The 25,665-nt window shown below is 66.8% G+C and carries 28 protein-coding genes, 1 tRNA gene and 1 riboswitch; of the genes, 5 read left to right on the forward strand and 24 right to left on the reverse strand.

Annotated elements, in window-relative coordinates; all coding sequences use genetic code 11:
* Positions 1 to 39 precede the first annotated feature (39 nt).
* The 17 genes from KDW96_RS04135 to ttcA all read right to left on the reverse strand — a co-directional run bounded on the left by KDW96_RS04135 (position 40) and on the right by ttcA (position 14,454).
* Positions 40 to 1,509 (reverse strand): cobyric acid synthase, encoded by a 1,470-nt coding sequence (locus tag KDW96_RS04135; protein WP_255840623.1) that lies wholly within the window; start codon positions 1,507 to 1,509, stop codon positions 40 to 42.
* Positions 1,510 to 1,532: 23 nt separating this feature from the next.
* On the reverse strand, positions 1,533 to 2,525 hold the full coding sequence (gene cobD, locus KDW96_RS04140; RefSeq protein WP_255839160.1) for a threonine-phosphate decarboxylase CobD: 993 nt from the start codon (positions 2,523 to 2,525) through the stop codon (positions 1,533 to 1,535).
* A complete protein-coding gene (cbiB, locus tag KDW96_RS04145) occupies positions 2,518 to 3,426 on the reverse strand; it encodes an adenosylcobinamide-phosphate synthase CbiB (protein ID WP_255839161.1) in 909 nt (302 codons plus the stop codon). Before cbiB ends, cobD begins: the two co-directional genes overlap by 8 nt.
* Positions 3,423 to 4,175, reverse strand: a complete 753-nt coding sequence (locus KDW96_RS04150; RefSeq protein WP_255839163.1) for an ABC transporter substrate-binding protein — start codon at positions 4,173 to 4,175, stop codon at positions 3,423 to 3,425. Before KDW96_RS04150 ends, cbiB begins: the two co-directional genes overlap by 4 nt.
* The gene (gene bluB / locus KDW96_RS04155; RefSeq protein WP_255839165.1) at positions 4,172 to 4,819 is read right to left on the reverse strand and encodes a 5,6-dimethylbenzimidazole synthase; all 648 of its coding nucleotides are present in this window, start codon (positions 4,817 to 4,819) and stop codon (positions 4,172 to 4,174) included. The genes KDW96_RS04150 and bluB overlap by 4 nt, the downstream gene beginning before the upstream one ends.
* Positions 4,816 to 6,108: a cobyrinic acid a,c-diamide synthase CobB gene (locus KDW96_RS04160; protein WP_255839166.1), complete on the reverse strand. Its 1,293-nt coding sequence runs from the start codon at positions 6,106 to 6,108 to the stop codon at positions 4,816 to 4,818. The genes bluB and KDW96_RS04160 overlap by 4 nt, the downstream gene beginning before the upstream one ends.
* On the reverse strand, positions 6,108 to 6,719 hold the full coding sequence (gene cobO / locus KDW96_RS04165) for a cob(I)yrinic acid a,c-diamide adenosyltransferase (protein ID WP_255839167.1): 612 nt from the start codon (positions 6,717 to 6,719) through the stop codon (positions 6,108 to 6,110). The genes KDW96_RS04160 and cobO overlap by 1 nt, the downstream gene beginning before the upstream one ends.
* On the reverse strand, positions 6,719 to 7,291 hold the full coding sequence (locus tag KDW96_RS04170; protein ID WP_255839168.1) for a hypothetical protein: 573 nt from the start codon (positions 7,289 to 7,291) through the stop codon (positions 6,719 to 6,721). The genes cobO and KDW96_RS04170 overlap by 1 nt, the downstream gene beginning before the upstream one ends.
* A 52-nt stretch (positions 7,292 to 7,343) precedes the next feature.
* Entirely contained in the window at positions 7,344 to 9,191 is a 1,848-nt protein-coding gene (btuB, locus tag KDW96_RS04175) for a TonB-dependent vitamin B12 receptor (RefSeq protein WP_255839169.1), read from the reverse strand.
* A 124-nt stretch (positions 9,192 to 9,315) separates the two neighbouring features.
* Positions 9,316 to 9,552: riboswitch (cobalamin riboswitch) on the reverse strand.
* A gap of 155 nt (positions 9,553 to 9,707) precedes the next feature.
* Positions 9,708 to 9,783: transfer RNA gene (locus KDW96_RS04180), tRNA-Ala, on the reverse strand.
* A gap of 43 nt (positions 9,784 to 9,826) precedes the next feature.
* Positions 9,827 to 10,147, reverse strand: a complete 321-nt coding sequence (locus tag KDW96_RS04185) for a hypothetical protein (protein WP_255839170.1) — start codon at positions 10,145 to 10,147, stop codon at positions 9,827 to 9,829.
* 21 nt (positions 10,148 to 10,168) lie between these two features.
* Positions 10,169 to 10,831 carry an O-methyltransferase gene (locus KDW96_RS04190; protein WP_255839172.1) on the reverse strand — a complete coding sequence of 221 codons (663 nt, stop codon included), beginning with the start codon at positions 10,829 to 10,831 and terminating at the stop codon, positions 10,169 to 10,171.
* A 19-nt stretch (positions 10,832 to 10,850) separates the two neighbouring features.
* Positions 10,851 to 11,372 (reverse strand): C40 family peptidase, encoded by a 522-nt coding sequence (locus tag KDW96_RS04195; protein WP_255839173.1) that lies wholly within the window; start codon positions 11,370 to 11,372, stop codon positions 10,851 to 10,853.
* Positions 11,373 to 11,455: 83 nt separating this feature from the next.
* Entirely contained in the window at positions 11,456 to 12,076 is a 621-nt protein-coding gene (locus tag KDW96_RS04200; RefSeq protein WP_304665573.1) for a C40 family peptidase, read from the reverse strand.
* 36 nt (positions 12,077 to 12,112) lie between these two features.
* Positions 12,113 to 12,910: an NAD-dependent deacylase gene (locus tag KDW96_RS04205; RefSeq protein WP_255839174.1), complete on the reverse strand. Its 798-nt coding sequence runs from the start codon at positions 12,908 to 12,910 to the stop codon at positions 12,113 to 12,115.
* Positions 12,911 to 12,941: 31 nt separating this feature from the next.
* Positions 12,942 to 13,613, reverse strand: coding sequence for a DNA-3-methyladenine glycosylase I (locus KDW96_RS04210; RefSeq protein ID WP_255839175.1), 672 nt, complete (start codon positions 13,611 to 13,613; stop codon positions 12,942 to 12,944).
* 16 nt (positions 13,614 to 13,629) lie between these two features.
* On the reverse strand, positions 13,630 to 14,454 hold the full coding sequence (ttcA, locus tag KDW96_RS04215; RefSeq protein ID WP_255839176.1) for a tRNA 2-thiocytidine(32) synthetase TtcA: 825 nt from the start codon (positions 14,452 to 14,454) through the stop codon (positions 13,630 to 13,632).
* A 99-nt stretch (positions 14,455 to 14,553) separates the two neighbouring features.
* Between ttcA and KDW96_RS04220 the strand changes: the two genes are divergently transcribed.
* The 3 genes from KDW96_RS04220 (at position 14,554) to KDW96_RS04230 (ending at position 16,524) form a co-directional block, all read left to right on the forward strand.
* Positions 14,554 to 15,150, forward strand: a complete 597-nt coding sequence (locus KDW96_RS04220; protein ID WP_255839177.1) for a DNA-J related domain-containing protein — start codon at positions 14,554 to 14,556, stop codon at positions 15,148 to 15,150.
* A gap of 167 nt (positions 15,151 to 15,317) precedes the next feature.
* A complete protein-coding gene (locus KDW96_RS04225; RefSeq protein ID WP_255839178.1) occupies positions 15,318 to 15,917 on the forward strand; it encodes a Yip1 family protein in 600 nt (199 codons plus the stop codon).
* Between the two features lie 112 nt (positions 15,918 to 16,029).
* The gene (locus KDW96_RS04230) at positions 16,030 to 16,524 is read left to right on the forward strand and encodes a SprT family zinc-dependent metalloprotease (protein ID WP_255839179.1); all 495 of its coding nucleotides are present in this window, start codon (positions 16,030 to 16,032) and stop codon (positions 16,522 to 16,524) included.
* A 39-nt stretch (positions 16,525 to 16,563) separates the two neighbouring features.
* On the opposite strand, the gene KDW96_RS04235 is transcribed toward KDW96_RS04230, so the two are convergent.
* On the reverse strand, positions 16,564 to 17,070 hold the full coding sequence (locus KDW96_RS04235; protein WP_255839180.1) for an O-acetyl-ADP-ribose deacetylase: 507 nt from the start codon (positions 17,068 to 17,070) through the stop codon (positions 16,564 to 16,566).
* A gap of 351 nt (positions 17,071 to 17,421) precedes the next feature.
* Here KDW96_RS04235 and KDW96_RS04240 point away from each other — a divergent pair, with 351 nt between their 5' ends.
* Positions 17,422 to 17,976 carry a magnesium transporter gene (locus KDW96_RS04240; protein WP_255839181.1) on the forward strand — a complete coding sequence of 185 codons (555 nt, stop codon included), beginning with the start codon at positions 17,422 to 17,424 and terminating at the stop codon, positions 17,974 to 17,976.
* A 62-nt stretch (positions 17,977 to 18,038) separates the two neighbouring features.
* On the opposite strand, the gene KDW96_RS04245 is transcribed toward KDW96_RS04240, so the two are convergent.
* The 6 genes from KDW96_RS04245 to KDW96_RS04270 all read right to left on the reverse strand — a co-directional run bounded on the left by KDW96_RS04245 (position 18,039) and on the right by KDW96_RS04270 (position 24,446).
* Complete coding sequence (locus tag KDW96_RS04245) at positions 18,039 to 18,356, reverse strand: cytochrome C oxidase subunit IV family protein (protein ID WP_255839182.1); 318 nt, start codon at positions 18,354 to 18,356, stop codon at positions 18,039 to 18,041.
* 21 nt (positions 18,357 to 18,377) lie between these two features.
* Positions 18,378 to 19,094 carry a heme-copper oxidase subunit III family protein gene (locus tag KDW96_RS04250; protein WP_255839184.1) on the reverse strand — a complete coding sequence of 239 codons (717 nt, stop codon included), beginning with the start codon at positions 19,092 to 19,094 and terminating at the stop codon, positions 18,378 to 18,380.
* A gap of 7 nt (positions 19,095 to 19,101) precedes the next feature.
* Positions 19,102 to 19,791 carry a cytochrome c oxidase subunit 3 gene (locus KDW96_RS04255; RefSeq protein WP_255839185.1) on the reverse strand — a complete coding sequence of 230 codons (690 nt, stop codon included), beginning with the start codon at positions 19,789 to 19,791 and terminating at the stop codon, positions 19,102 to 19,104.
* Positions 19,788 to 21,563: a cytochrome c oxidase subunit I gene (gene ctaD / locus KDW96_RS04260; RefSeq protein ID WP_255839186.1), complete on the reverse strand. Its 1,776-nt coding sequence runs from the start codon at positions 21,561 to 21,563 to the stop codon at positions 19,788 to 19,790. Before ctaD ends, KDW96_RS04255 begins: the two co-directional genes overlap by 4 nt.
* Positions 21,564 to 21,600: 37 nt before the next feature.
* Positions 21,601 to 23,055 (reverse strand): cytochrome c oxidase subunit II, encoded by a 1,455-nt coding sequence (locus KDW96_RS04265; protein WP_255839188.1) that lies wholly within the window; start codon positions 23,053 to 23,055, stop codon positions 21,601 to 21,603.
* A gap of 209 nt (positions 23,056 to 23,264) precedes the next feature.
* Positions 23,265 to 24,446, reverse strand: coding sequence for a CaiB/BaiF CoA transferase family protein (locus tag KDW96_RS04270; protein ID WP_255839189.1), 1,182 nt, complete (start codon positions 24,444 to 24,446; stop codon positions 23,265 to 23,267).
* 220 nt (positions 24,447 to 24,666) lie between these two features.
* Here KDW96_RS04270 and KDW96_RS04275 point away from each other — a divergent pair, with 220 nt between their 5' ends.
* Positions 24,667 to 25,665, forward strand: a complete 999-nt coding sequence (locus tag KDW96_RS04275; RefSeq protein ID WP_255839191.1) for an AraC family transcriptional regulator — start codon at positions 24,667 to 24,669, stop codon at positions 25,663 to 25,665.

The following is a 25,665-nucleotide window of genomic DNA, read 5'->3' on the forward strand; positions in this document are numbered from 1 at the left end:
TGCGCACCGAATGTCCTTCAACGGTACCCTGAGCGCACCCTACGCGAGGCCGCACAGCTCGCGCAGTTTGTGCGTATCCAGATGCTCCTCGACCAGATCGGCCAGGCGTTCGATGTCCCGCTCGCGCAGGGCCTGGTAGTCGACCGTCTGCACCTCGCGCAGCCCGGCCCAGCGCAGCAGCGCGCTGCAGGCCGCGCCCGACTCGAACAGGCCGTGCAGGTAGGTGCCGAGCACCTGGCCGTCGGCGCTGATGGCGCCATCGCTGCGGCCGTCGTCCAGGCGCACGGCGCCATTCAACCCGGCGCCGCGGCTGACCCCGGCGTGGATCTCATAGCCGCTCACCGGCGCGTCCTCCAGGCGCAGCCGGCCCTGCACGTTGCGCAGCTGCTTCTCGGGCTCCAGCACGGTGGAAAATTCCAGCAGGCCGAGCCCCGCACTGCTGCCGGGCGGGCCTTCCAGGCCAGACGGGTCGTCGATCGCCTGGCCGAGCATCTGCAGGCCGCCGCAGATGCCCAGCAGCTTGCCGCCATAACGCAGGTGCTTTTGGATAGCCGCCGACCAGCCCTGCCCGCGCAGGAAGGCCAGGTCGGCGCGCACGCTCTTGGAGCCGGGCAGGATGATCAGGTCGGCCGGCGGAATCGCCTGGCCGGGGCCGACGAAGAGCAGCTCGACCTGGGGATGCAGGCGCAGCGGATCGAAGTCGGTGTGGTTGCTGATGCGCGGCAGCACCGGCACCGCCACCCTGATCGATTCTCCGCTCTTCGCCGCCTGGCGGGTGTCGATGGCGTCTTCGGCTTCCAGGTGGAAATCCATCAGGTAGGGCAGCACCCCCAGCACCGGCTTGCCGGTGCGCCGCTCCAGCCAGTCCAGGCCCGGCTGCAACAGGGCGATGTCGCCGCGGAAGCGGTTGATCACGAAACCCCGGATACGCGCCTGCTCGCTTTCGGACAGCAGCGCCAATGTGCCAACCAGATGGGCGAACACCCCGCCCTTGTCGATGTCGGCGATGAGGATCACCGGGCAGTCCACCGCCTCGGCGAAGCCCATGTTGGCGATATCGCCGGCGCGCAGGTTGATCTCCGCCGGCGAGCCGGCGCCCTCCACCATCACCACCGAGTAGGCGGCGGACAGGCGCCGGTGGGACGCCAGCACCGCGTCCATCGCCACCTGCTTGTAGTCGTGGTAGGCGGCGGCCTCCATGCTGCTGATGGCGCGACCGTGAATGATCACCTGGGCGCCGGTGTCGCTGTTGGGCTTGAGCAACACCGGGTTCATGTCAGTGTGCGGCGCCAGGCCGGCGGCTTGGGCCTGCACCGCCTGGGCGCGGCCAATCTCGCCGCCGTCTTCGGTAACGGCGGAATTGAGCGCCATGTTCTGCGGCTTGAACGGCACCACGGCCACGCCCTGGCGCCGGAGCCAGCGACACAGCGCGGTCACCAGGGTGCTCTTGCCGGCGTCGGAGGTGGTGCCCTGCACCATCAGGGTGGCCGGCACCCCGGTGGCCGGCATTCCGCTGGCCGGCATTGCGGTAGTCATATCGGGTGCTCCATGAAGCGTCCTAGGGCCTGTTCCAGGCGGGTCCAGCCCGGCTCGTCGGCCGGCAGGCCGAAGCGCAGGCTGGGCGGGCTGTCGAACAGGCGGGTGAGAATGCCGTGAGCGGCGAGGAAGGCGTGCAGCTGCTGCGCGCGTGGATAGACACAGCACTGGAACAGCGCACAGCCACCGCTGGGCGGCAGGCCATGGGCGCCGAGCAGCTCGCCCAGGCGCCGGCCGTCGGCCAGCAGGCGCTCGCGCTGCGCCCGCTGGCCCTGTCGATCCCGCAGCAAGGCGGTCGCCACTGCCCGCGCCGGGCCGTTGACCGTCCAGGGGCCGAGCAGCTCGTCCAGACGCTTCAGCAGCGCCGGCTCGGCCAGTACGAAACCCAGGCGGATACCGGCCAGGCCGAAGAACTTGCCGAACGAACGCAGCACGATCAGCCCCGGCAGGTCGCTGTAGGCCGCCAGGCTGTGCTGCGGCGTGCAGTCGATAAAGGCCTCGTCGACCAGCAGCCAGCCGCCGCGCGCCGCCAGGCGGGCATGCCAGGCCAGCAACTGCTCGGAAGCGAAACGCTGGCCGCTGGGATTGTTCGGGTTGATCAGCAGCAGCACGTCCAGCTGCGCCAGGCGCTCGTCGACCTGCTCGGCCTCGAGCGCCAGCAGCTGATGGCCTTCGCGGCGCCAGGCCGCGGCGTGTTCGGCGTAGGCCGGCGACAGGATGCCGACCCGCGAGGGCCCGCGCAGGCGTGGCAAGGCCTGGATCGCCGCCTGGGAGCCGGCCACCGGCAGCAGGGCCGGCGCGCCGTAATAGTCGCGGGCCGCGTCGTCCAGCCCATCGTCCGGCTCGGGCAGACGACTCCAGGCGGTTGCCGGGATAGCCGGCAGCGCCCAGCCGTGGGGCGCGACGCCGGTGGACAGGTCCAGCCAGTCGGCAAGGGCGATGCCATGGCGCCGCGCCGCCGCGCGCAGCCGTCCGCCATGCTCAAGCACCCCACAGCCCCCAGGCCAGCAGCAATGCCAGCCACAGCAGCACACCGCCGTACACCAGGTTCAACGCCCGCTCGATGTCCCGCGCCCGGGGCGGCGGCCCCTCGCCCAGCAGCGGACGCGCGTGCACCTCGCCGTGATACTCGGCCGGCCCGCCCAGAGCGATGCCCAGGGCGCCGGCGCCGGCGGCCATCACCGGCCCGGCATTGGGGCTGTCCCAGTGCGGCGCCTGCTGCCACCAGCAGCGCAGCGCCAGACCGGTGCGCCCGAGCAGCGCGTAGGTCAGCGCCACCAGGCGCGCGGGGACATAGTTGAGGCCGTCGTCGATCCGCGCCGCGGCCCAGCCGAAGCGCTCGAAGCGGGCGTTGCGATAGCCCCACATGGCGTCCAGGGTATTGCTCAGGCGGTAGAGCACCACGCCGGGCGCGCCGCCGACGAGGAACCAGAACAGCGCGGCGAACACCGCATCCGAGCCGTTCTCCAGCACCGACTCGCTGCCGGCCCGGGCCACTCCGCTGGCATCCAGGGCGGCGGTGTTGCGGCTGACCATATGGCCAACCCGCCGGCGCGCCAACGACAGGTCGCCGAGGCGCAGCGCCTGTGCCACGGGAAGCGCGTGCTCGCCGAGGCTCTTCAAGCCCAGGGCGAGGTAGAGGGCGAGCACCTCCGCCAGCCAGCCGAGGGCGGAAAAATGGCTGAGCCAGCCGACCAGCAGGGTCGGCGGCAACACCGCCAGGCACCAGGCCGTGATGCCGTGGCTGCGCCAGCCACGGCCGCCGCCATTGAAACGCTGCTCCAGGCGTTCGGCCAGGCGCCCGAAGGCCACCAGCGGATGGCCGCGCTTCGGCTCGCCCAGCGCCGTATCCAGGCCAACGCCGGCCAGGGTGGCGAGCAGCAGACTCATGCCGCGGCCTCCACGCAGCCACGAATCAGCGCGTGCAGCTGGCGCGCGCCATCGCTCAGCGCCGCCGGACCGGCCTGGAGGATGTCCGGCGACTTGATCTCGTGCAGTCGCTTATGACGCACCGCCGGGATGTCCTGCCAGCCGGGCCGGGCGGCGACCTGTTCCGGGCGGAAACGCTTGCCGCACCAGGAACCGATGATCCGCTGCCTGGCGCTGTGGCAGCGGGCCAGCTCGGCGAAGCAATCCTCGCCGCCGGCCAGCTCGATCAGTTCGCTGACCCAGCCGATGCCGCTGATCAGCGGTTCGTTCCACTCCTCGAAATACACCTTGGGTCGCCGCGGCAGGCGCGCGGCGCTGGCGCGGATGGCGTCCAGCCCGGTCTGCAGCTCGGCGATCAGCCGCTCGGCTCGGGCGTTGGCGTGCACCAGGGCGCCGAGGGTCTCGATCATCCGGTAGGTGCCGGCGATATCGCGCTGGTTGAACAGGTGCACTTCCAGCCCCTCGCGGGCCAGGTCGGCGGCGATATCCGCCTGCAGGTCGCAGTAGCCGAGCACCAGGTCGGGCCGCACCGCGAGGACCTTGTCGATGCGCGCGCTGCTGAAGCCGCTGACCTTGGGCTTCTCCCGGCGCGCCTGGGGCGGGCGCACGGTGAAGCCGGAGATGCCGACGATGCGCGCCTGCTCGCCGAGCAGGTAGAGGGTTTCGCAGGTCTCGGTCGACAGGCAGACGATGCGTTGCGGGCCTTTCATGTGTGTCCCCATTGATCCTGATACAGCAGTTCGCCCAACGGTCGCGGTCTGGCCCAGCCCTGCTGGGCCAGCATCGGTCCCTCGTAGAAGGCCGCCACCGGCCCCAGGCAGAGCACCGCCAGCGGCTTGCTGCCGGGCGGCATGGCCAGCAGTTCGGCCAGGGCCAGGGGATCGAACAACGACACCCAGCCCATGCCCAGCCCTTCGGCGCGGGCGGCCAGCCAGAGATTCTGAATGGCACAGGCCATGGAAGCCAGGTCCATCTCCGGCAGGGTGCGGCGGCCGAAGACGTGGGCCTCGCGGCCGTCCATCAGCGCCACCACCAGCAATTCGGCGCAGTCGCCGATGCCCTCGACCTTGAGCTGCATGAAGTCGTCGCCGCGCGCGCCCAGGGCCGCGGCGGTGCGCAGGCGCTCGGTTTCCACCAGGGCGTGAATCGCCTCGCGCAGTTCGGGGCGGGTGATGCGGATAAAACGCCACGGCTGCATCAGGCCGACGCTCGGCGCCTGGTGCGCCGCCTCCAGCAGCCGCGCCAGCAGCTCCGGTGCGACCCGCCCACCGGAAAAATGGCGCATGTCGCGCCGCTCGGCGATGGCCCGATAGACCGCCGCGCGCTCGGCCTCGCTGAAGGCCTGCTCGTTCATGGCTGGAACAACTCGGCTGCCGCCATCGGGTCTGACGGCAGGTAGAAGTGGATATAGGAAGCCGTCAGCCGCCCCAGACGATAGACCGCCTCGGCGGTGCGCTTGTAGTTCGGGCACTCGCCATGGGCGAACGGCAGCAGATCGGTGGACAGCGCCGAGTGGTGATAGGTGTGGCCGCGCAGGCGCCCGTGCTCCAGCTCCACTTCCTGCAGGGCCAGGGCGGTCAGGCGTGGCTGCAGGGTCGCCTCGCCCGGCAGCAGACCGAGCATCCGCCCGCTGTCGCCCTGCTTGTCGGTCAGCCGTGCGAACAGGTAGAGCATGCCGCCGCATTCGGCGTGGATCGGCTTGCCGGCCGCGTGGTGGGCGCGAATCGCCCGGGCCATGGCCTGGTTGGCTTCCAGACGCGCCAGGTGCAGCTCGGGGTAGCCGCCGGGCAGGTAGAGGCTGTCGACCTCGGGCAACCGCTCATCGGCCAGGGGCGAGAAGAACCGCAGCTCGGCGCCCAGTTCGCGCAACAGGTCCAGGTTGGCCTGGTAGAGGAAGGCGAAGGCGGCGTCGAAGGCCACGCCGATACGCACACCCGCCAGCCGCGGCTCCAGGGCTCGCGGCGGCGGCGCGAAGAAGGTCACCGGCGGCGGCAGGGCCACCTCGGCGCTGGCGGCCAGGGCGTCGGCGGCGGCATCCAGGCGGGCGTCCAGGTCGGCCAGTTCCTCGGCCTGGACCAGCCCCAGGTGGCGGCTGGGCAGTTCGATGTCGGCACTGCGCGGCAAGGCGCCATACCAGCGGATGGACGCGGGCAAGGCATCTTGCAGCATCTCGCCGTGGCGGACGCTGCCGACCCGGTTGCCGAGCACCCCGGAGAACGGCAGGTCGGGCTGGTAGCTGGCCAGGCCATGGGCCACGGCGCCGAAGGTCTGGGCCATGGCCGAGCCGTCGATCACCGCCATGACCGGCACGCCGAAACGCCGCGCCAGGTCGGCCGCCGAGGGGCTGCCGTCGAACAGTCCCATCACCCCCTCGATGAGGATCAGGTCCGCCTCGGCCGCCGCCTGCCAGAGCAGCCGGCGGCTCTCGGCCTCGCCGACCATCCACAGGTCCAGCTGATACACCGGCGCGCCGCTGGCGCGGGCGAGGATCATCGGGTCGAGAAAATCCGGCCCGCACTTGAACACCCGCACCCGCTTGCCCTGGCGCCTGTGCAGGCGCGCCAGGGCGGCGGTGACCGTGGTCTTGCCCTGGCCCGAGGCCGGTGCGGCGATCAGCAGCGCCGGGCAGCTTCTAACGCTCATCAGAACTCCACGCCCTTCTGCGCTTTGACCCCGGCCTTGAAGGCGTGCTTGACCAGGCTCATCTCGGTGACGGTATCGGCCGCCTCGATCATCCCCGGCAAGGCGCCGCGACCGGTCACCACCACGTGCTGCAGCATCGGCCGCGCCTCGATGTCGGCGAGCACCGCGTCCAGCTCCAGATAACCGTACTTCAGGGCGATATTCAGCTCGTCCAGCACCACCAGGCCGATGGCCGGATCGTTGAGCAGCTGCCGCGCCACCACCCAGGCCTCCTGGGCTTTCTGGATGTCGCGCTGGCGGTCCTGGGTCTCCCAGGTGAAGCCCTCGCCCATCACGTGGTAGCTGACCTCCTCCGGGAAACGCCGGAAGAACGTCTCCTCACCGGTGCTGGCGGCGCCCTTGATGAACTGCACCACGCCGACCTTGATGCCGTGGCCCAGGGCCCGGGCGACCATGCCGAAGGCCGAGCTGCTCTTGCCCTTGCCGTTGCCGCTGTGCACCAGCAGCAGGCCGTATTCGTCCTGGGCCTGGGCGATCTTCTCGTCGATCAGCGCCTTCTTGCGCGCCATGCGCGCCTTGTGCCGGGCATCCCGTTCGATGGACTCGCTCATCACTTCACCTCCGTTGGCAGGCGCAGGTCGCGGGATGCGCGCACGCCGATATAGAGCGCCGCCGCCAGGCCGACATAGAGCGTCAGGCTGGCCAGGTAGCGCGGGTAGTACTGGACGACGCGCTCAGCCAGCAGGGCCAGGCTCGGCTCCGGGTAGCGCCCGGAGAAATACAGGAAACCGCCGCCGGAGAACAGGTAGGCCACCAGGGCGCTGAGCGCCACAGTCGCCGCCAGCAGCGCCAGGCTCTGCAGGCTGTCGCGGTGCCAACCGGCATACAGGCGGCCGCCCAGCCACAGCGCGCCGTAGGCCGGCAGCAGGAGCCAGTAGGCCGGCGACAGACACCAGTCACTCACCTCGGCCCACTGCACCGCGGCGAAATCGAGCAGCGACGCCTCGATGAACAGCGCCGGAAACACCCAGCGCGGGGCCAGCAGCACGCCGGCGAGAAAGAACACCGCCCAGGACGCGCTGGGCAGATTGAGTGTGGCGAAGTGCTGACCGCGGGTCATGGCCAGCAACGCGGCCAGGGCGAGGCCGAGCAGCAATTGAACGCGGGGCGACAGCTTGGGCATGGTGATGCTCCTTGTGGGGACGCAGGCAGTACCGCCGCCCGCGCTTGGTTGATCAAAGCGCCTGATAGCGCACGGTCAGGTACAGCGCCTGGCCGGGCTGGTTGTAGCCCCCGGCCGTCTCGTAGTCGGCATCCAGCAGATTGGCCACGCGAACCTGCAGGCGCCATTCGCGGTCGATGCGGTATTCGCCGCGCAGGTCCAGGGTGGCGAAGCCGGACAGCGGCTTGTTGTTGGCCAGGTCGTCGAAGCGCTGGCCTTCGGCGTGCAGGCTGGCGCCCAGGCTGAAGGCGCCGAGGCGACGGTCCAGGTCCAGGTTGAACAGCTGCTTGGCGCGGCGCGCCAGCTCATTGCCGTCATTCGCCCCTCCGGATCGGTTCTCCGGCTCCAGCAGCGTGTAATTGGCGTTCCAGTCCCAGCCCAGCAGCTGGCTGCCGAGCACCAGTTCGACGCCACGGATGCGCGCCGTATCGATATTGGCCGGCCCCCTGATGCTGGAGTCGTAGGCGATCAGGTCGTCGATCACGGTGCGGAAGGCGTTGACCGACCAGTGCCCCCAGGCGTGCGCGCCGGCCAGGCCGAGTTCCAGGCTTCTGGAGGTCTCCGCCTGCAGGTCCGGGTTGCCGTAGCCGGGGTAATACAGCTCGTTGAAGGTCGGCGCCTTGAAGGCCGTGCCGTAGCTGACCGTCGCCCGCAGCGCGTCATTCAGGGCATAGCCGTAGCCGAGGTTACCGGTGTCGTGCCGACCGAACTGCTGGTTGCGGTCGCGGCGCAGGGACAGCTGCCAGTCGTGGCGCCCCATTTCACCCAGGTACTGGGCGAAGGCGCCCCGGTTGTCCCGCGAATCCTCGGCGTAGGCGGTGCTGCCGTTGACCTCGTCGTGCTGGTAGTCGGCGCCCAGGGTCAGGGTATGGCCGGACGCCAGGGCCAGGTCGTTCTGCCAGCTGGCGCTGTCGCGGCGGCTGTCGAAGCGCGAGTAGAAGGCGCCGTCCAAGAAGGCATCGGACTTGTCCTCGCTGCGCCCGGCCTGCAGGGTCACCTGCCAGGGCTCGAGCGGGGCGAAGCGCGCCCGGGTGCCGAAGACATTCGCCTGGCCATCGGCATGGGCGTGAAAGCCCGAGGTGCGGGTGCGATTGACCTGATCATAGTCGTTGTGGGACTTGGCGCGCAGCAGGCTGGCATCCAGCTCCAGGCCGCTGGCGAAGCGGTAGCCGGCACTCAGCGCGGCCGACAGGTTACGGTAGCCGTCGGCATCGTCCTCATAGCCGCTGGCGTCCATCGGCTTGACGTTGATGCCGTCGGTGTCCAGGCCGCTCAGCCCCAGGCTGTACCAGCCAGCGCCGCTGCCACCGCTGATGCCGGCGCTGGCGCTGTAGCTGTCGTGGGTGCCGTAGCCGGCGGAGAAGAACGGCTTGATACCGGTGCCTGAACCCTTGCGGGTGAAAATCTGGATCACCCCGCCTATGGCCTCGGAGCCGTAAAGGCTGGAGCGCGGCCCGCGCACCACCTCGATGCGCTCGATCAGCTCCAGCGGCAGGTCCTGCAGCGCCGCACCGCCGGCCGTCACCGAGCCGACCTTGATGCCGTCGATCAGTACCAGCACATGGTCGGATTCGCTGCCGCGCATGAACAGCGAGGTGCCCTTGCCCGGCCCGCCGTTGTTGGCGAAGGACACACCCGGCACGCGCTTGAGCAACTCGGGCAGCGAGCCGGCCTGGCTCTGCTCGATCTGCGCGCGGTCGAACACCGTCACCGCCGCCAGGCTCTGCTGGGCGGTCTGCACGACTCGGCTGGCGGTCACCACCTGATCCTGCAAGCGACTCGGTTCGGCGGCCTGGGCCGGGGAAAAACTGGAAACACCGCACAGCAGGACTGCTGCCGGGGTCAGAAGGGAGTGATTCATTGCGTCTGCATGCTCCGTCGCACCCACCCGGGCGACTTAGGCTGGGAAAGGCATACGGAGCGCAGGGGACGGGTGAAGCACGGCACACGGACGCAGCCCACCCGCCCGACAACGCCCTCCGCGATGCCGTGGACTGCTACAGGCCGGTCTCCGGGCTTACGAGCGGGGATCCGAGATGCGGATCGCCGGCCAGCGCACCTTCCCATGCCGAGGCACAGTGGTTGAAACGCGCTGGATTGACTCGTCTACCGTTGCGGGGGCAGCGTCGGAATGGTCGGCCTGAACAGGCCTGACGCACCGACTTCCCTGTTTCACCCCTCGGACGCATGGCGTCGGGGGCACCTGAAGCAAGGCGCGCAGGGTAGAGAGCTGTGGCCGGGGCGTCAATGCAAAAGGGGCAGGAGAATGGATCGCATCCGCCCCATCGATGGCAGACACAGGGGCTTGGGGAGGATCATTCCGGCGCGCCCGGGGCGGGCCTGGGCGTCGGCGAAGGTTCGCCAGCAACGCTAAACATGGTGGACCGAAGGAGGCTCGAACTCCCGACCTCCGCATTGCGAACGCGGCGCTCTCCCAGCTGAGCTATCGGCCCGTGCCCAGTGAATTTAGACCGCCGCTGCGGGGCCGGCAACGGCTCAGTGACGCGGCATGAATCCCGCCGGTTTGCCCGCCAGCCAGTCGACGAAGGTGCGCAGGCGCTCATCGCCCAGCAGCGCCTCGCGACTGTTGTACTGCAGCGCCAGTTCCTTCTCGCTGAACAGCCGATGGATCTGGTTGTGGCAGGCGCGGCACACCCACAGGGTGGCGGTGATCCGCTCGCTCCTGGCATAGCGCTTCTGCACATAGGGCTTGTCGTGCAGGGCCTTGGGAATCAGGTGATGGCGGGTCAGCGGCGCGCTGCGCGCGCACAGTTCACAGGCCTCGGGCTGGGGCGGCAGGCGAATCGGCTCGAGCATCGCGCAGTGTCGGCCTCGCCGTCAACGCTTGCGGCACAGGGTCAGGCCGTCGCCCAGCGGCAGCAACGACAGGTCGATACGCCCATCGTCGCGCAACGCCAGGTTGAGCGCCTGGATGGCCCGGGTGTCGACGCTGTCCGGCGCTGTTTCGAGCACCCGACCGCTCCACAGGGTGTTGTCGAACAGCACCAGGCCGCCCGGGCGCAGCAGCCGCAGGGCATGCTCGAAATAGGCCGGGTAGTTGGCCTTGTCGGCGTCGATGAAGATCAGGTCGAACTGCCCGTCGATGGCCTCGCCCTGCATCGCCGCGAGGGTCTCCAGGGCCGGCGCCAGGCGCAGCTCGATACGCCCGGCCAGGCCCGCCTCGTCCCAGTAGCGCCGGGCCATGGCGTTGTAGGCGCCGGCAATGTCGCAGCAGATCAGGCGACCGTCCTCGGGCATGGCCTCGGCCATGCAGATGGCGCTGTAGCCGGTGAAGGTGCCGATCTCGATGATTCGCCTGGCGCCGGTCAGCCGGACCAGCAGCGCCATGAACTGGCCCTGTTCCGGGGCGATCTGCCAGCGGGCGTTCTCCAGCTGCGCGGTCTCGTCGCGCAGGCGCTTGAGCAGCGGCGTCTCGCGCAGGGAGACGTCGAGCAGGTAGCGATAGAGGTTGTCGTCGAGATTGAGGGTGCGGTTGCTCATGGGCCGGTCTGCCTTGGAATCAGGGGTTGCGCGCCAGTTCGGCGCTGAACACGCGCTTGGCGTCCAGGTAGGTGCGCTGCCAGTAGCTGTTGCTCAGGCTGTCCAGGCGCACGGTACCGCCGCTGGACGGGGCGTGGACGAAACGCCCATTGCCGACATAGATGCCGGCATGACTGACCTTGCGCCCGCCGCTGGTGGCGAAGAACACCAGGTCGCCACTCTGCAGGGCCTCGCGACTGCCGATGGTCGGCGCACGCAGGGCCTTGAGTTCGCGAGTCGAACGGGGCAGCTGGATACCCGCGGCATCTCGATACACATAACCGATCAGACCGCTGCAGTCGAAGCCCCCTTCGGGCGTGTTGCCGCCGTAGCGATAGGGCGTACCGACCAGCCCCAGGGCACGAAATAGCACATCCTCGGAGCTGCCGTGGGGGCTACTGGCCGGAATCTGATAGGCGGTTTGCGGAGCGGGGGAATGGCCGGCGCAGGCGCTGAGCAGCGCGGCGAGCAGCAACAAGGCGATACGGGTCGTGACGGGCATAAGCGAGGCGATCCTGAGCCTGGATGCGCCCTACTCTGCCGGCTCAGGCGTCGACGCGCAACCGCCGAGGCGGCGCGGAGGCCTCAGGGATGACGTTCCAGCGGCTCGCTCGGCGCCAGGGCCAGCACGCGCTTGGCTTCCATGAAGCTGCGCTTCCAGTAACGGTCGTCCAGGCTGTCGACCCGCACGCCGCCGCTGCGCCGGCTGGCGGAATGGATGAACTGGTCATCGCCCAGGTAGATGCCGGCGTGGCTGACGCGGCCGCGGCCATTGGTGCTGAAGAACACCAGGTCGCCCGGCTCCAGCTCGTCGCGCTGGACCAGCGGCGCGTCGATATTGATCATCTCGCGGGTGGAGCGCGGCAGCTTCAGGCCGGCCTCCTCGCGGAACAGGTAGCCGATGAAACCGCTGCAGTCGAAACCGGACTTCACCGAGCTGCCGCCATAGCGATAGCGGGTGCCGACCAGCGACAGGCCATGGGACAGGATGCTGTCGGCCAGCTGGGGCATTTCATAGGGCTGGTCGTCGGTCAGCTCGGCGAGCTCTTCCTCGGTCGGTTCGGCATGGGGAGCGCGGGAAGCGAAGGTCGAGGACTTGCTGAGCGGTCCGAACACCATGGACTGCGACTGCGGCGCCTGGCCGGCGCAGGCCGCGAGGACCAGAACGAGTGCGAGGGGCACGAGGGGTGCGAAGCGTTTGAGCATGGGCACAGCCGTGTCGGAATACTGAGGTGGCGGCGACTATGCCTTCAATCGCCCCTGTTTGCAATTTCCATGGGGCGAAATGTGACTCAGTAGTTCCGGCAGAACATCTAAGGCCCGCCCTTGCAGGTGGATGTCGACCGCGTCGCTCAGATCGGTGCGGCTCGGATTGATTTCCACGGTGAGGCCGCCGGCCTGGCGCGCGCGCAGCACCGGCTCGACTATATAGGGGAAGCTGGCGCTGGTGCCGACGCTCAGCACCAGCTCGAAGCCCTTGCCCAACTCGGCGTAGAGGCTGGCGATGGCGGCCTCCGGCAACATTTCCTCGAACAGCACCACGGGCGGGCGCAGGATACCGCCGCACTGGCGGCAACGTGGCGGCAGCGGCCGCGCCAGGTGCTCGGCCAGCTCGCCCTCCTCGGCGCCGCAGGACTGGCAGAACAGCGGCGCCAGCTCGCCATGGATCTCGATCAGCCGCTCGACCGGACTGCCGGCCGCACGGTGGTAACCGTCGATGTTCTGGGTCAGCAACCAGCAGTGCGGCTTCAGCCGTTGCAGCTCGGCGATGGCCAGGTGGCCGGCATTGGCTTGTGCGCCGAGACAGGCCTTGCCCAGTTCGGCCAGGTACTTCCAGCACAGTGCCGGATCGCGCTGCAACATCGTCCCGGACAGCGCCGCCTCGATCGGCAGGCCCTCGGCCGTGTGGCCGTTGTACAGGCCACCGAGGCCACGGTAGGTGGGCAGGCCGGAATCGGCGGACAAGCCGGCACCGGTGATGACCAGGATGCGTTCGGCCTGGGCCATGGCCCGGGCGACGCGCGCGATCTTCTGCTCCATCGGCCCCTCCTGCGGGTTCAGGTCCGTCGCCTCAATGGTTGACCGTGTGGGCCAGCATCACCGACAGCTGACACAGCGGCCGACCGCTCTGTGCATGCCACTGGTTGAACGCCGCCTGCACCGCGGCCAGGTCCTTGAGGCTGGTCGGCGCCTTGTCGATGATCTGCTGGGCCTTGAGCGCGGCGACCATGTCGGTGGTGGGGATAAAGGTGTCCTTGCCGACCATGCGCAGCACGCGCGGCGCCGACAAGCCGCCCAGCTGGCTGCCATGCTTGGCCAGGTACTTCCACAGGCCGACGATGTCGGTCACCGGCCAGTCGGCGATCAGCGCGCCGAAGCGGCCCCGCTCCTGCCTGACATCGAGGATGAACTGGGCGTTGCGCGGCACGCTCTTGAGCTTGCCCAGATGGCGGATCAGCCGGGCGTCCTGCATCAGGTTTTCCAGGCGCTCGCCACCCATCAGCACGACCTTCTCCGGGTCGAAGCCGAAGAACACCTCCTCGAAAGCCGGCCATTTGGCGTCCACCAGGCTGTGCTTGAGGCCGGCGCGGAAGATGCGCAGGCTGATCAGCGACAGGTAGCGGTCGTCACTCAGCCCACGCAACTCCTCGGCACTCGCCGGCTGCGGCAGCATGGCCTCCAGCGCCGCCGCCGAGCCGAAACGATTCAGGCAGTACTCGTTGAGCCATTGGTAGTCGCGCATGGGCGTTCCTTGCGGGTCAGAGGTTCATCACGTCGAGGAAGCGCGGCGTGGCGTTGTCGTCGATCTTCAGGTTGGCGAAGTCGAACAGGTTGCGGTCGGCCAGCTGCGACGGCACCACGTTCTGCAGGGCGCGGAACATGATTTCGGTACGGCCCGGGGTCTTGCGCTCCCACTCCTGAAGCATCTCCTTGACCACCTTGCGCTGCAGGTTTTCCTGAGAACCGCAGAGGTTGCACGGGATGATCGGGAATTCCTTGAGCCTGGCGTAAGCCTCGATGTCGGCCTCGTTGCAGTAGGCCAGCGGGCGGATTACCACGTTGCGCCCGTCATCGGCGCGCAGCTTCGGCGGCATGGCCTTGAGGGTGCCACCGTAGAACATGTTGAGGAAGAAGGTCTCGAGGATGTCGTCGCGATGGTGACCCAGGGCCATCTTGGTCGCACCGATCTCGTCGGCGAAGGTGTACAGGGTGCCGCGCCGCAGGCGCGAGCACAGCGAGCAGGTGGTCTTGCCCTCCGGGATCTTCTCCTTGACCACCGAGTAGGTGTCCTTCTCGACGATGTGGTAGGGCACGCCGATGGCGTCCAGGTAGGCCGGCAACACGTGCTCGGGGAAACCGGGCTGCTTCTGGTCCATGTTCACCGCGACGATTTCGAACTTGATCGGCGCGACTTTCTGCAGGTAGAGCAGCACGTCGAGCATGGTGTAGCTGTCCTTGCCACCGGACAGGCAGACCATGACCTTGTCGCCGTCTTCTATCATATTGAAATCGGCAATGGCTTCGCCGGCCTGGCGGCGTAGGCGTTTTTGCAGTTTGTTCTGGTTGACCGAGAGGGTGCCCATGGTGCGCTGGAGTCCGGAAAGTAGTGCTAGAGCGCGACATTTTACGCAGAAAGCGCGCTGCACCCCACCCCATTGGCGGCGAAGTGATAGGCTCAATCCATGAATGATGAACTCGACCCCGACCTCGAGTTGGCTGACCAGCTGTTGCACTTGCTGCAAACCGCGCCCGCCGGGCTCAGCGAGTATGAGCTGATCCAGCAGCTGAAAAGCAGCCACTCTACCCACATCCCCAATCTCCCCCTGCTCGACAACCTGGTGCTGTTTCGCACCCACTTTCTGGTGTTCAACGCGCTCTACCAGCTGCGCGAGCGCCTGTGGGACGAGCAGCGCGCGCACCTGGACATCAGTCCGCTGTGCATCCAGCTGCAACCCTACCGAAGCGGCGGCGCCGGGCTCACCGAGCACGACCCGCTGCGCGACTACTACCTGGACATGGACAACCTGCGCAATACGGACGCGGACGACGTGGAGAAGCTGCTCACCAGCTTCTGGACGCGCATGCAAGGCGGCGAGGAAAAGCAGGCGGCGCTGGAGCTGTTCGAGCTGCACGACCACCAGCATCCGCTCAACCTCGCCACCATCAAGCACCGCTACCGCCAGCTGGTGAGCCTGCACCACCCCGACCGAGGCGGCAACACAGAGCGCCTGCAGTCGATCAACAAGGCGATGGAAATACTAGAGCGCTATTACAGCTGACGTTGAGAGATCAATTTGCTCTAACTCCCTCCCCCGCGCGTCATCAAGCTCTTGCCTATACTGCGACATACGGTCGCATAGGTTCGGCCTGGCACCCGGTGGCGCTGTTCACGCACGCCGGGCGCTCCGCTGGGGGGCGATCGCTATAACAATAGGAGGTGTTTGGCATGATCCACCATGTTTGGGGGCTCTTCACCCATCCTGACCAAGAATGGCAAGAAATCCGTGGCGAGGAAGAAACCATCAGCCACATGTATCTCACCCACATCCTGGTTCTCGCGGCAATCCCTGCAATCTCCGCGTATATCGGCACCACCCAGGTAGGCTGGTCGATTGGCGACCGAGCACCGGTGATGCTGACCGAGGCCAGCGCGTTGCAAATGACCATCATGTCTTACCTGGCAATGCTCGCCGGCGTCGCAGTGATGGGCGCCTTCATCCACTGGATGGCGCGTACCTACGATGCCAGCCCCAACCTGACGCAGTGCGTGGTGTTTGCCGCCTACACCGCGACCCCGCTGTTCGTCGGCGGCCTGGCGGCGCTCTACCCGCACCTGTGGCTGGCGATGACCGTTGGCACGCTAGCGATCTGCTACACCGTCTACCTGCTCTATGTGGGCATACCGACCTTTATGAACATTCCCAAGGACGAAGGGTTCATGTTCTCCAGTTCGGTACTGGCGGTGGGGCTGGTGGTGCTGGTGGCGATGATCGCCAGCTCGGTGATTCTCTGGGGCTTTGGGGTAGGCCCGGTGTACACCAGCTAGCGCATTGACCGTAGCAACAGGACGAAACCACCTGCGGGTGGTTTCGTCGTTTTCGGGCTGTGGTTGGCGACGCGCTTGGGCATAATCGGGCGGCATTTTTGAGACCACCGCCATGCCCGAACGCATTCATGCCCGCGTCGAGGCCTGTTACCAGCAGGCCGAGACCTTCTTCAAGCGCCCCTTCACCCGCCCCGAGGTGAGTTTCAAGCTGCGTGGGCAGAAGGCTGGCGTGGCCCATCTGACCGAGAACAAGCTGCGTTTCAATCCGCAGTTGTACCGCGAGAACCAGGAAGATTTCCTCAAGCAGACCGTGGCCCACGAAGTGGCCCACCTGATCGCCCACCAACTCTTCGGACCGGATATCCAGGCCCATGGCGAGGAGTGGCAGCTGATCATGCGCGGCGTCTACGAGCTGCCACCGAACCGCTGCCACACCTATGAGGTGCAGCGCCGCCGGGTCAATCGCTTCATCTACCGCTGCAGCTGCCCCCAGGGCGAATTCCCGTTTTCCTCGCAACGCCACACCCTGGTCGCCAAGGGGCGCCGCTATTACTGCCGGCGCTGCAAGGCGACCCTGCACTTTACCGGTGAGCAGCGCCTGGTTTGATGCCCGTACCGGGCTGGGCTCTGCGCGGCGAGTGACCAATCAGCCGAGCAGACGCTGGTAGACCTGCAGGTCGCCAGCCGAGAAACAGCAGAAGATCACTTCCTCGATCCCATCGAAGTCCCTAAGTGTTTCGCGAACCGTATTGACGGCCGTCTTCGCCGCCAGGTCGAGCGGGTAGCCATAAACCCCCGTGCCGATGCTCGGAAACGCCAACCGTCGAACGTCGTGGGCGGCGGCGAGGCTTAAAGCGTTTCGATAGCAGGCCGCCAGCAACTGCGGCTCACCGCAATTACCACCCTTCCAGACCGGACCGACGGTATGAATGATGTAGCGGGCGCGCAGGTTGTAGCCCTCGGTCAGCCTGGCCTCGCCCGTCGGGCAGCCACCTAGCTGGCGGCAGGCCTGCGCCAGTTCCGGCCCGGCTGCGCGATGAATGGCCCCATCGACCCCGCCCCCTCCGGCCAAGGCACTGTTCGCGGCATTGACGATGGCGTCCAAGGACAAGGTGGCGATATCGGCACGTATGGCGCTGAGTTTGGCTGGCATGACCTGGCAGACCTCCTGCAATCGGGACCTTCCGGCAAGTTTAGCGGCCCCGAGACAGTGCGTGTCTCCCAAGAAGAACTTCGCACCGGACGCGGCTTCGAGCCCCGAACCCAAGCCCGCGGCAGGGGCCCGGAAACGCGAGAAATGGCCCAAGACCCATGCCCCACGGCCCCGGACAGGCGCCCCGGCGGCCCTGGGCCAGGCCTGAGAAATTGCAGTGCTATACTTCATCTCGACTGCAGTCAGTTCGCAATCTGTTCCACGGGGGAGCAATTACCAACTGCATGTATTTTCAATTATCGGCTTCAGGATGGAGGGGGTCTGGGCCAGGCACTAGATGAGAGGTGTGTCATGAATCGACACTATTACATCAGTGAAGATCTGGACGATCTTGAAACCGTTGAAAGCGAGTTGGAAGCCAACGGCATCAGCACGGAACAAATTCATGTGCTCAGTGAGAAAGATGCCGACGTGGAACATCATCACCTGCACGACGTCCCCTCCTTCATGAAACAGGACGTGGTCCACTCCGGCGAAATCGGCGCGGCGATCGGTGCGGTACTGGCCGCCGTGGTACTCGGCGGGGCCTACCTGCTGGGCTGGACCGAGTCGGCAGCCGGCTGGGTGCCCTTCATCTTCCTGGCCATCGTCCTGTTCGGCTTCTGCACCTGGGAGGGCGGCTTCTTCGGCATCCAGGTACCGAACGCCCACTTCCGCCACTTCCGCCAGAAGCTCAAAGAAGGCAAGCACGTGTTTTTCGTCGATGTCGAGCCGGAACAAGAGTCCATCCTGGATCGGGTCGTGCAGCACCACCCGGCTCTGGTGGATGCCGGCACCGGCGCCGCCTCGCCGCACTGGATAGTGGCCTGGCAACAGAAGTGGCATCAGTTCAAGCGCACCATCTGACCCGCCCCAGCCTTCCCTGTTAAGCCCTCCCGGATGACCGCAGCGGTCATCCGGGAGGCGCGCTAGTGGCCGAAGAAGAACTCCCGGCTCAGCAAGATGTAATCCGCTTCGGCCGCCATCAGCCCGACCAACACCAGCAGGCACAGCGGCGGCACCAGGATGGCATAGACCATGGCGAGCCGCTCCCAGGCCATGTGCATGAAGATGGCGACTATCAACCCTGCCTTGAGCAGCATGAAGATGATGATCAGCGACCAGCGCAGATAGCCGACGAAGTGGAAGTAGTCGACCAGATAGGAAAGCGTGCTGAGGACGAACAACAGCCCCCATATTTTCAGGTACAGGCTGATCGGATGTTGCTGGCCCTGTGCATGTGCCATCGCCCGGGCTCCTCTATAGATTCACCAGAGATAGAAAAAGGCAAAGATGAACACCCACACCAGGTCGACGAAGTGCCAGTAGAGCCCGGCGATCTCGACGATCTGGTAGTTGCCGGATCGCTCGTAGTCCCCGCGCAACACCTTGAGCGCGACGATGAGAAGGTAGAGCACCCCGATAGACACGTGCAGCCCGTGAAAACCGGTGATCATGAAGAAACTCGCACCGAACTGCGCCGCGCCCATGGGGTTACCCCAGGGCCTGACGCCCTCGGAGATCAGCTTGCTCCACTCGAAGGCCTGCATGCCGACAAAGGTCAGGCCGAAGGCGGCGGTGGCCAGCATCAGGGCGGCCGTCCTGACGCGATCGCGGCGATAGGCGAAGTTCACCGCCATGGCCATGGTGCCGCTGCTGGTGATCAACACGAAGGTCATGATGGCGATCAGGATCAGCGGGATCTCGGCCCCGGCGATGGTCAGGGCAAACACCTCGCTGGCGTAGGGCCAGGGCTCGGTGCTGCTGATGCGTACCGACATGTAGCCGGTCAGGAAGCAGGTGAAGATGAAGGTATCGCTGAGCAGGAATATCCACATCATCGCCTTGCCCCAGGACACCTGCTTGAAGGCATCCTTGTCCGACGACCAGTCGCGGGCGATGCCGCGCCAGCCCGGCGCCACGGCTTCGGCGGGGTTCAGGGGGGTGCTGCTAGGCGCTTCGGATGAGGGTCGATCGGCAGCCATGGCGTCATCACCTCAGGCCGCAGAACGCGGCGATGGCCCGATAGGTTTCCGGCGTACTGGTCAGCAAGGCGAACAGCAGCAGCCAGAGCCCCAGCAGGTAATGCCAATAGATGGCGCACAGCTCCACGCTGGCGCGCAGCTGCGCCGCCGGTGCCGGGCGCAGCAGCTTGCCCAGGGTGCGGCCCCAGGCCACCAGCCCGCCCAGCAGGTGCAGGCCGTGCAACCCGGTCAGCAAGAAGAAGAAGCTGTTGGCCGGATTGCCGGCGACGCCATAGCCCCAGGCGACAAACTGCCGCCACAGCCACAGCTGTCCGAGCAGGAAGGCCAGGGCGAAGCCACCGCCCAGGGCGAAGGCCAGCGTCGCCGCAGCGGACGGCCCCTGCCGAACCGCTATCCGCGCCCATTGCAGAGCGACGCTGGCGGCGACCAGCAGCGCCGAGTTCAGCCACAGCTGCCAGGGGTGGGCCAAAGGTGCCAACGGCTCTGTCAGGGGCTGCCAGTCAGCGACCTGGGAGCGGACGATAAAGGCGACCAGAAACAGCAGGAACAGTGAGCTCACCACCACCAGGAACAGCCGCAACCCGACCCGGACAGTACGCGCACGCTCCATGCCGGGAGCCGTCAGTCCGCCCGGTTCATGGCTCCAGCTACCGCCCGGCTCGGCACCGGCAGCATCGCGCAACAGCAACTTGTTCATGGTTTGGCATCCGCGGGGTTGGGGGCGGCGACCCGATGACGCCAGTGCTCCAGCTCCTCGGCCGACACGGTTTGCGGCACGAAATCCTGCTCGATGCCGGGCACGCTGTAGTCATAGGCCCAGCGGTGCACCACCGGCAGCTTGGCGCCCCAGTTGCCGTGCACCGGCGGGGTATCGGGGGTCAGCCATTCCAGGCTGGTGGCGCACCAGGGATTGGCCCCGGCCGGCTTGCCCTTGAACAGGCTCCAGGCCAGGTTGAACAGAAACAGCAGCTGGGCCACCCCGACGGTCAGCGCCGCCACCGTGATGAAGGCGTTCAGGTCCTGGGCCGACTGCGGAATGAACTCGTAGTTCTCGTAGGCGTAGTAGCGCCGCGGCATGCCCAGAAACCCCAGGTAGTGCATGGGAAAGTAGATGGCGTAGGTGCCGAGGAAGGTGATCCAGAAATGCAGCTTGCCCAGGTGGTCGTTGAGCAGGCGCCCGGTGATCTTGGGATACCAGTGATAGATGGCGCCGAACACCACCAGGATGGGCGCCACGCCCATGACCATGTGGAAGTGGGCGACGACGAAATAGGTGTCCGAGAGCGGGATGTCGACGATCACGTTGCCCAGGAACAAGCCGGTCAGGCCGCCCACCACGAAGGTGACGATGAAGGCCAGGGCGAACAGCATCGGTACGGTCAGGTGGATGTCGCCGCGCCACAACGTCAGCACCCAGTTGTAGACCTTGAGCGCGGTCGGCACCGCGATCACCAGGGTGGTGGTGGCGAAGAAGAAGCCGAAGTACGGGTTCATGCCGCTGACATACATGTGGTGCGCCCAGACCACGAAACTGAGCACGCCGATCGCCACGATGGCCCAGACCATCATGCGGTAGCCGAAGATGTTCTTGCGCGCATGGGTGCTGATCAGGTCGGAGACCAGGCCGAAGGCCGGCAGCGCGACTATGTAGACCTCCGGGTGGCCGAAGAACCAGAACAGGTGCTGGAACAGGATCGGGCTGCCGCCCTCATGATCCAGCGCCTGCCCCAGGGAGACGATCGCCGGCATGAAGAAACTGGTGCCCAGCAGCTTGTCGAACAGCATCATCACCGCGCTGACGAACAGCGCCGGGAAAGCCAGCAGCGCCAGGATCGAGGCCATGAAGATGCCCCATACCGACAGCGGCATGCGCATCAGGGTCATGCCGTGGGTGCGCGCCTGCAGCACCGTGGTCACGTAGTTCAGGCCGCCCATGGTGGCGGCGACGATGAAGATTGCCAGGGACACCAGCATCAGCACGATGCCCCATTCGGTGCCCGGCGAGCCCGCGGTAATGGCCTGGGGCGGATACAGGGTCCAGCCGGCGCCGGTGGGCCCGCCCGGGACGAAGAAGCTGGCCAGCAGCACCAGCACCGACAGCAGGTAGAACCAGTAGCTGAGCATGTTGACGTAGGGGAAGACCATGTCCCGGGCGCCGACCATCAGCGGGATCAGGTAGTTGCCGAAACCGCCGAGAAACAGCGCGGTGAGCAGGTAGATGACCATGATCATGCCGTGCATGGTCATGGCCTGGTAATAGGCGCTGGCGTCCATGAACTCCAGGCTGCCGGGAAAGCCGATCTGCATGCGCATCAGGCCGGACAGCACCAGGGCGATGAGGCCGACGAAGATGGCCGTCAGCGAATACTGGATGGCAATGACCTTGTGGTCCTGGCTCCAGATGTAACGGGTCAGGAAGCTTCTAGGCTCGTGCAGCAGCGCTGATTCAGCTTGCTCTGCATAGGCCATCGGATCACCCTCCCGGAGAAGCGTCGCAGGACCTGAACTAGTCCTGCGCCTTCACCTTGCCGGCGTCAGCGTTGCTGTCTGCCTTGGATTTGATCAGCGCGATCAGCGCCTGCAGCTCGTCGTCGCTCGGGGCGTAAGCCGGCATCATCGGCGCGTAGCCCTTCACGACCTGGCTGTTGGGATTAAGGATAGATGCTTTTAGGTAGGCCTCATCGACCCGCACCTGGGTGCCGTCGGCCAGGGTTGTCTGACGGCCGAACAGGCCCAGCCAACTCGGGCCGACCCGCGGGCTGCCGTCGACGCTGTGGCAGGCAAGGCAGCCGAGGGATTCGGCCAGCTGCTGTCCCTTGAGCAGCGGATCGGTCGCACCGGCGCCGGTCTCCGCCTCGGGCGCGTCGCTCAGCGACTTGATCAACGCCAGCAAGGCATCCAGCTCGTCCTCGCTGAACGCATAGGCCACCATCACCGGCGGATAGCCCTGGACCAGCTTGGCCTTGGGCTCGCGGATCGACTCCTTCAGGTAAGCCTCATCGGCCAGCACGCTGCTGCCATCGGCCAACGTTGCCCGGCGACCGTACAAACCCTTCCAGCTGGGGCCGAGGCTGGCGCTGCCATCCAGGCTATGACAGGCCTGGCAGCCGTGGCTTTGGGCGAGCTGACGGCCCTTTTCCAGCAAGTCGTCCGGACCGGGTTTGGCGGCCGCGGCCAGGGTTTGGGCGAAGGTCGGCTGGGTCGCGAGCCATTGCTCGAACGCGGCCTCCGGCTCGACATGCAGGAAACCGCGCATGTTGTAGTGGCCGACGCCGCAGTATTCGGCGCACAGCACTTCGAATCTGCCGGTCCGGGTCGGGGTAAACCAGAAGTACGACACCATGCCCGGGACCATGTCCATCTTGCTGCGGATCTGCGGGATATAGAAATTGTGCAGCACATCCTTGGAGCGCAGCAGCACTTTCACCGGGCGGCCTAGGGGCAGGCGTATCTCGTTGCTCTTGATCAGCACATCGTCCTGACCGGCCGGGTCACTGGCATCGACGCCCAGGGGATTGCCGGCATCGATAAATCCGACATCCGACTTGCCCAACTGGCCATCGGCGCCGGCAAAACGAAACGCCCACTGCCACTGCTGGGCGACCACTTCCAGTTCGTAGGCGTCCTTCGGCACCCGCACGAAGTCGTCGTAGACCACCAGGCCCGGCGCCAGCATGCCGACGATGCCGACGCTGGTGACGCCGATCAACCACCACTCGAGCTTCTTGTTTTCCGGCTCGTAGGCCGCCCGCCGACCTTCGCGGTGACGGAAGCGGATGATCGCCACCGCCATGAACAGGGTGACGGCGACGAAGAAGATGCCGGTGATGATCAGGGTGAGCAGCAGCGTAGCGTCTATCGAGCCCCAGTTGGAGGCGGCCGGGGTCAGGTGCCAGGGGCTGAGCAGATGAAACAGGACCGACGCGACGACGATTAGAATCAAGATAATTGCAATTGCCATTGTCTTTTCATCCTGTCTTCGTTGGCACTTGGCAAGGCCAGTGCGGCACGGATTAACAGCGGCACGCAATTGATCTCAGCCCATCTCCCAACGGTGCAAGCCCGCATTGACGCTGCCGGAGGCGAAGTCAGCGAAAGTATAGTGCACGGCACAAAGGGCAAGCGCGGGGGGCGATTCGCGAGGCGGCGCATTGCCGGGTTGGGCCAGGCTCAGGCGACGACCTTGCTGGCCCTGAGTTCGGCGATCTGCTCGGGCGAGTAGCCCAGTTCGGCCAGCACCTGCTCGGTGTGCGCGCCGAGCGCCGCGCCGATGTGCCGGGGTGCGGGCAAGCCGGCGGAGAACTTGATCGGGCAGGCGAGCTGCCGCTGTGCGGCCGCCTCGTCGCGCGGCACCTCGGTGACCAGCTGGCGGGCCTTGAGCTGGGGATGCTCGAGGGCCTCGGCCAGGCTCAGCATGGGCTCGACGCAGGCGTCCACCGAGGCGAACAGCCGGTTCCACTCGGCGAAGTCGCGCTTTTCGATCTCGATCTCGATCTCGCGCTTTAGCGCGCTCTGCTGGGCGGGATCGGCCGAAAGCCCGCGCCCGGCCAGTTCCGGACGGCCGATGACGGCACAGAACTGCTGCATGAACTGCGGCTCCAGGCTGCCGACCGACAACCAGCGGCCGTCGCGGGTGCGGTAGTAGTCGTAGAAACTGCCGCCATTGAGCGCCTGGCTCTCCATGCCCGGCTCGACGCCGGCGGCCAGGTAGCCTGCCCCGGCCATGCCGTGCAGGCTGAAGGCGCAGTCGGTCATGCTCACGTCCACCTGCTGCCCTTGCCCGCTGACCTGGCGCTGGATCACTGCCGCCAGCAGGCCCATCACCCCGTGCAGGGAGCCGCCGGCGATATCGGCCAGCTGCACGCCCAGGGGCAGCGGTCCGCTCTCACGCCGGCCGGTGTAGCTGGCGAGGCCGGCCAGGGCCAGGTAGTTGATGTCGTGGCCGGCGCGATCCCTGTAGGGACCGGTCTGGCCGTAACCGGTGATCGACACGTAGATCAGCCGCGGGTTGACTGCCTTGAGCGCTTCGTAGCCAACACCCAGCTTGTCCATCACCCCGGGGCGGAACTGCTCCAGGACGATGTCGTACTCGCCCACCAGCTGCTTGACCAGCGCCACCGCCTCGGCGCGCTTGAGGTCCAGGGCGATGCAGCGCTTGTTGCGGTTGAGGTAGGCATGGCTGGCCGAGACGCCAGCATCGTGGGGCGGCAGCACGCGCACCAGGTCCTGGCGACTGGGCGACTCGACGCGCAGTACCTCGGCGCCCATGTCGGCGAGCAGCAGGGAGGCGAACGGCCCCGGCAGCAGGGTGGAAAAGTCGAGAATCTTCAGGGAGGACAGCGGGCCGTTCATTTCAGCTCCTCGGATGGAAAACAGCACCCGGCGGGCCACGGCATCCGCGCAGGCGCCGGCAAGGCAATTCGGCTCAGGGCAACAAGTCAACAGGTTAGGCGCCGTCCACCCCTCTCACAATGACCCGGGCGCTCGGCCTCGATTGACCCATTCGCTCGGCCGGCTTGTCCTGGCGCAATGCAACTGCCTACCATCGGCGGCCTGAACAGGAGCCTGCCCCATGCGCGAACGCACCATTGCCAGCCATTTCGTCCGCGCCGCCCTGCGCGGCGGCGAGCGCCAGGGTCTGGACTGTGCACCGCTGTTGCGCCAGGCCGGCATCCAGGCGGCGCTGCTCGACGAGCCACGGGCGCGCATCGCCCCCGAGCAATTCACCCACCTGTTGCAGCTGCTCTGGACGAGTCTCGACGACGAATACCTGGGTTTGGGCCGCTTGCGCAGCAGACGCGGCACCTTCGCCATGATGTGCCACGCGATCATCCACAGCCGCACCCTGGACAAGGCCCTGGCGCGCGGCGCCTTGTTCTACGGCCTGTTTCCCGAGGCGCCGGGCATTCGCCTGAGCCGCGAGGGCGACTGGGTGCGCCTGAGCGTCGAGGATGCGCGCCTGTGGGACCCGGATCACTTTCTGGTGGAGAGCCTGCTGGTGATCTGGCACCGCCTCGCCAGCTGGCTGATCGGCCAGCGCATCCGCCTGGAGCAAACCAGCTTCCGCTATGCCGAACCGTCCCATGCCAGCGAATATGCGCTGCTGTTCCCCGGTCACCGCTGCTTCTGCGCCGACAGCAGCAGCCTGCTGTTCCATGCCCGCTATCTGGCGATGCCGCTGCTGCAGGACGAGCGCACGCTCAAGCAGTTTCTCCAGCACTCGCCGGCCGACCTGCTGGCCCGGCCCGACAGTGGTGACAGCCTGAGCGGCCAGATCCGCCGCCTGCTCGGCCGCGACTGCCGGCATTGGCCGGACCTGGACGGCGTCGCCCGCCAACTGCACATGAGCCCGCCGACCCTGCGCCGCCACCTGCGCGAGGAAGGCTCGAGTTTCCAGGAATTGAAAGACCAGCTACGCCGCGACCTGGCGATCTTCCAGCTGGGCCGCGACGAGCTGTCGATCCAGGTGATCGCCGAGCAGCTCGGCTTCTCCGAGCCCTCGGCCTTCCACCGCGCGTTCAAGAAGTGGACCGGCCTGACCCCGGGCGCCTACCGCGCCCAGGAACACTAG

The sequence above is a fragment of the Pseudomonas benzenivorans genome (assembly GCF_024397895.1).
In the GTDB taxonomy this organism is placed as follows: Bacteria; Pseudomonadota; Gammaproteobacteria; order Pseudomonadales; family Pseudomonadaceae; genus Aquipseudomonas; species Aquipseudomonas benzenivorans_A.

Coding starts and splice junctions, on each gene's coding strand:
- KDW96_RS04190 (WP_255839172.1), bottom strand. CDS start 10,831: ATGAGCAACCGCACCCTCAATCTCGACGACAACCTCTATCGCTACCTG.
- ttcA (WP_255839176.1), bottom strand. CDS start 14,454: ATGGGCACCCTCTCGGTCAACCAGAACAAACTGCAAAAACGCCTACGC.
- KDW96_RS04225 (WP_255839178.1), top strand. CDS start 15,318: ATGATCCACCATGTTTGGGGGCTCTTCACCCATCCTGACCAAGAATGG.
- btuB (WP_255839169.1), bottom strand. CDS start 9,191: ATGAATCACTCCCTTCTGACCCCGGCAGCAGTCCTGCTGTGCGGTGTT.
- cobO (WP_255839167.1), bottom strand. CDS start 6,719: ATGAGCGAGTCCATCGAACGGGATGCCCGGCACAAGGCGCGCATGGCG.
- KDW96_RS04205 (WP_255839174.1), bottom strand. CDS start 12,910: ATGGAGCAGAAGATCGCGCGCGTCGCCCGGGCCATGGCCCAGGCCGAA.
- ctaD (WP_255839186.1), bottom strand. CDS start 21,563: ATGGCCTATGCAGAGCAAGCTGAATCAGCGCTGCTGCACGAGCCTAGA.
- KDW96_RS04195 (WP_255839173.1), bottom strand. CDS start 11,372: ATGCCCGTCACGACCCGTATCGCCTTGTTGCTGCTCGCCGCGCTGCTC.
- KDW96_RS04255 (WP_255839185.1), bottom strand. CDS start 19,791: ATGAACAAGTTGCTGTTGCGCGATGCTGCCGGTGCCGAGCCGGGCGGT.
- KDW96_RS04250 (WP_255839184.1), bottom strand. CDS start 19,094: ATGGCTGCCGATCGACCCTCATCCGAAGCGCCTAGCAGCACCCCCCTG.
- KDW96_RS04160 (WP_255839166.1), bottom strand. CDS start 6,108: ATGAGCGTTAGAAGCTGCCCGGCGCTGCTGATCGCCGCACCGGCCTCG.
- KDW96_RS04200 (WP_304665573.1), bottom strand. CDS start 12,076: ATGCTCAAACGCTTCGCACCCCTCGTGCCCCTCGCACTCGTTCTGGTC.
- KDW96_RS04170 (WP_255839168.1), bottom strand. CDS start 7,291: ATGCCCAAGCTGTCGCCCCGCGTTCAATTGCTGCTCGGCCTCGCCCTG.
- KDW96_RS04275 (WP_255839191.1), top strand. CDS start 24,667: ATGCGCGAACGCACCATTGCCAGCCATTTCGTCCGCGCCGCCCTGCGC.
- KDW96_RS04135 (WP_255840623.1), bottom strand. CDS start 1,509: ATGCCGGCCACCGGGGTGCCGGCCACCCTGATGGTGCAGGGCACCACC.
- cbiB (WP_255839161.1), bottom strand. CDS start 3,426: ATGAGTCTGCTGCTCGCCACCCTGGCCGGCGTTGGCCTGGATACGGCG.
- KDW96_RS04210 (WP_255839175.1), bottom strand. CDS start 13,613: ATGCGCGACTACCAATGGCTCAACGAGTACTGCCTGAATCGTTTCGGC.
- bluB (WP_255839165.1), bottom strand. CDS start 4,819: ATGAACGAGCAGGCCTTCAGCGAGGCCGAGCGCGCGGCGGTCTATCGG.
- KDW96_RS04270 (WP_255839189.1), bottom strand. CDS start 24,446: ATGAACGGCCCGCTGTCCTCCCTGAAGATTCTCGACTTTTCCACCCTG.
- KDW96_RS04185 (WP_255839170.1), bottom strand. CDS start 10,147: ATGCTCGAGCCGATTCGCCTGCCGCCCCAGCCCGAGGCCTGTGAACTG.
- KDW96_RS04265 (WP_255839188.1), bottom strand. CDS start 23,055: ATGGCAATTGCAATTATCTTGATTCTAATCGTCGTCGCGTCGGTCCTG.
- KDW96_RS04235 (WP_255839180.1), bottom strand. CDS start 17,070: ATGCCAGCCAAACTCAGCGCCATACGTGCCGATATCGCCACCTTGTCC.
- KDW96_RS04150 (WP_255839163.1), bottom strand. CDS start 4,175: ATGAAAGGCCCGCAACGCATCGTCTGCCTGTCGACCGAGACCTGCGAA.
- KDW96_RS04240 (WP_255839181.1), top strand. CDS start 17,422: ATGAATCGACACTATTACATCAGTGAAGATCTGGACGATCTTGAAACC.
- KDW96_RS04220 (WP_255839177.1), top strand. CDS start 14,554: ATGAATGATGAACTCGACCCCGACCTCGAGTTGGCTGACCAGCTGTTG.
- KDW96_RS04245 (WP_255839182.1), bottom strand. CDS start 18,356: ATGGCACATGCACAGGGCCAGCAACATCCGATCAGCCTGTACCTGAAA.
- KDW96_RS04230 (WP_255839179.1), top strand. CDS start 16,030: ATGCCCGAACGCATTCATGCCCGCGTCGAGGCCTGTTACCAGCAGGCC.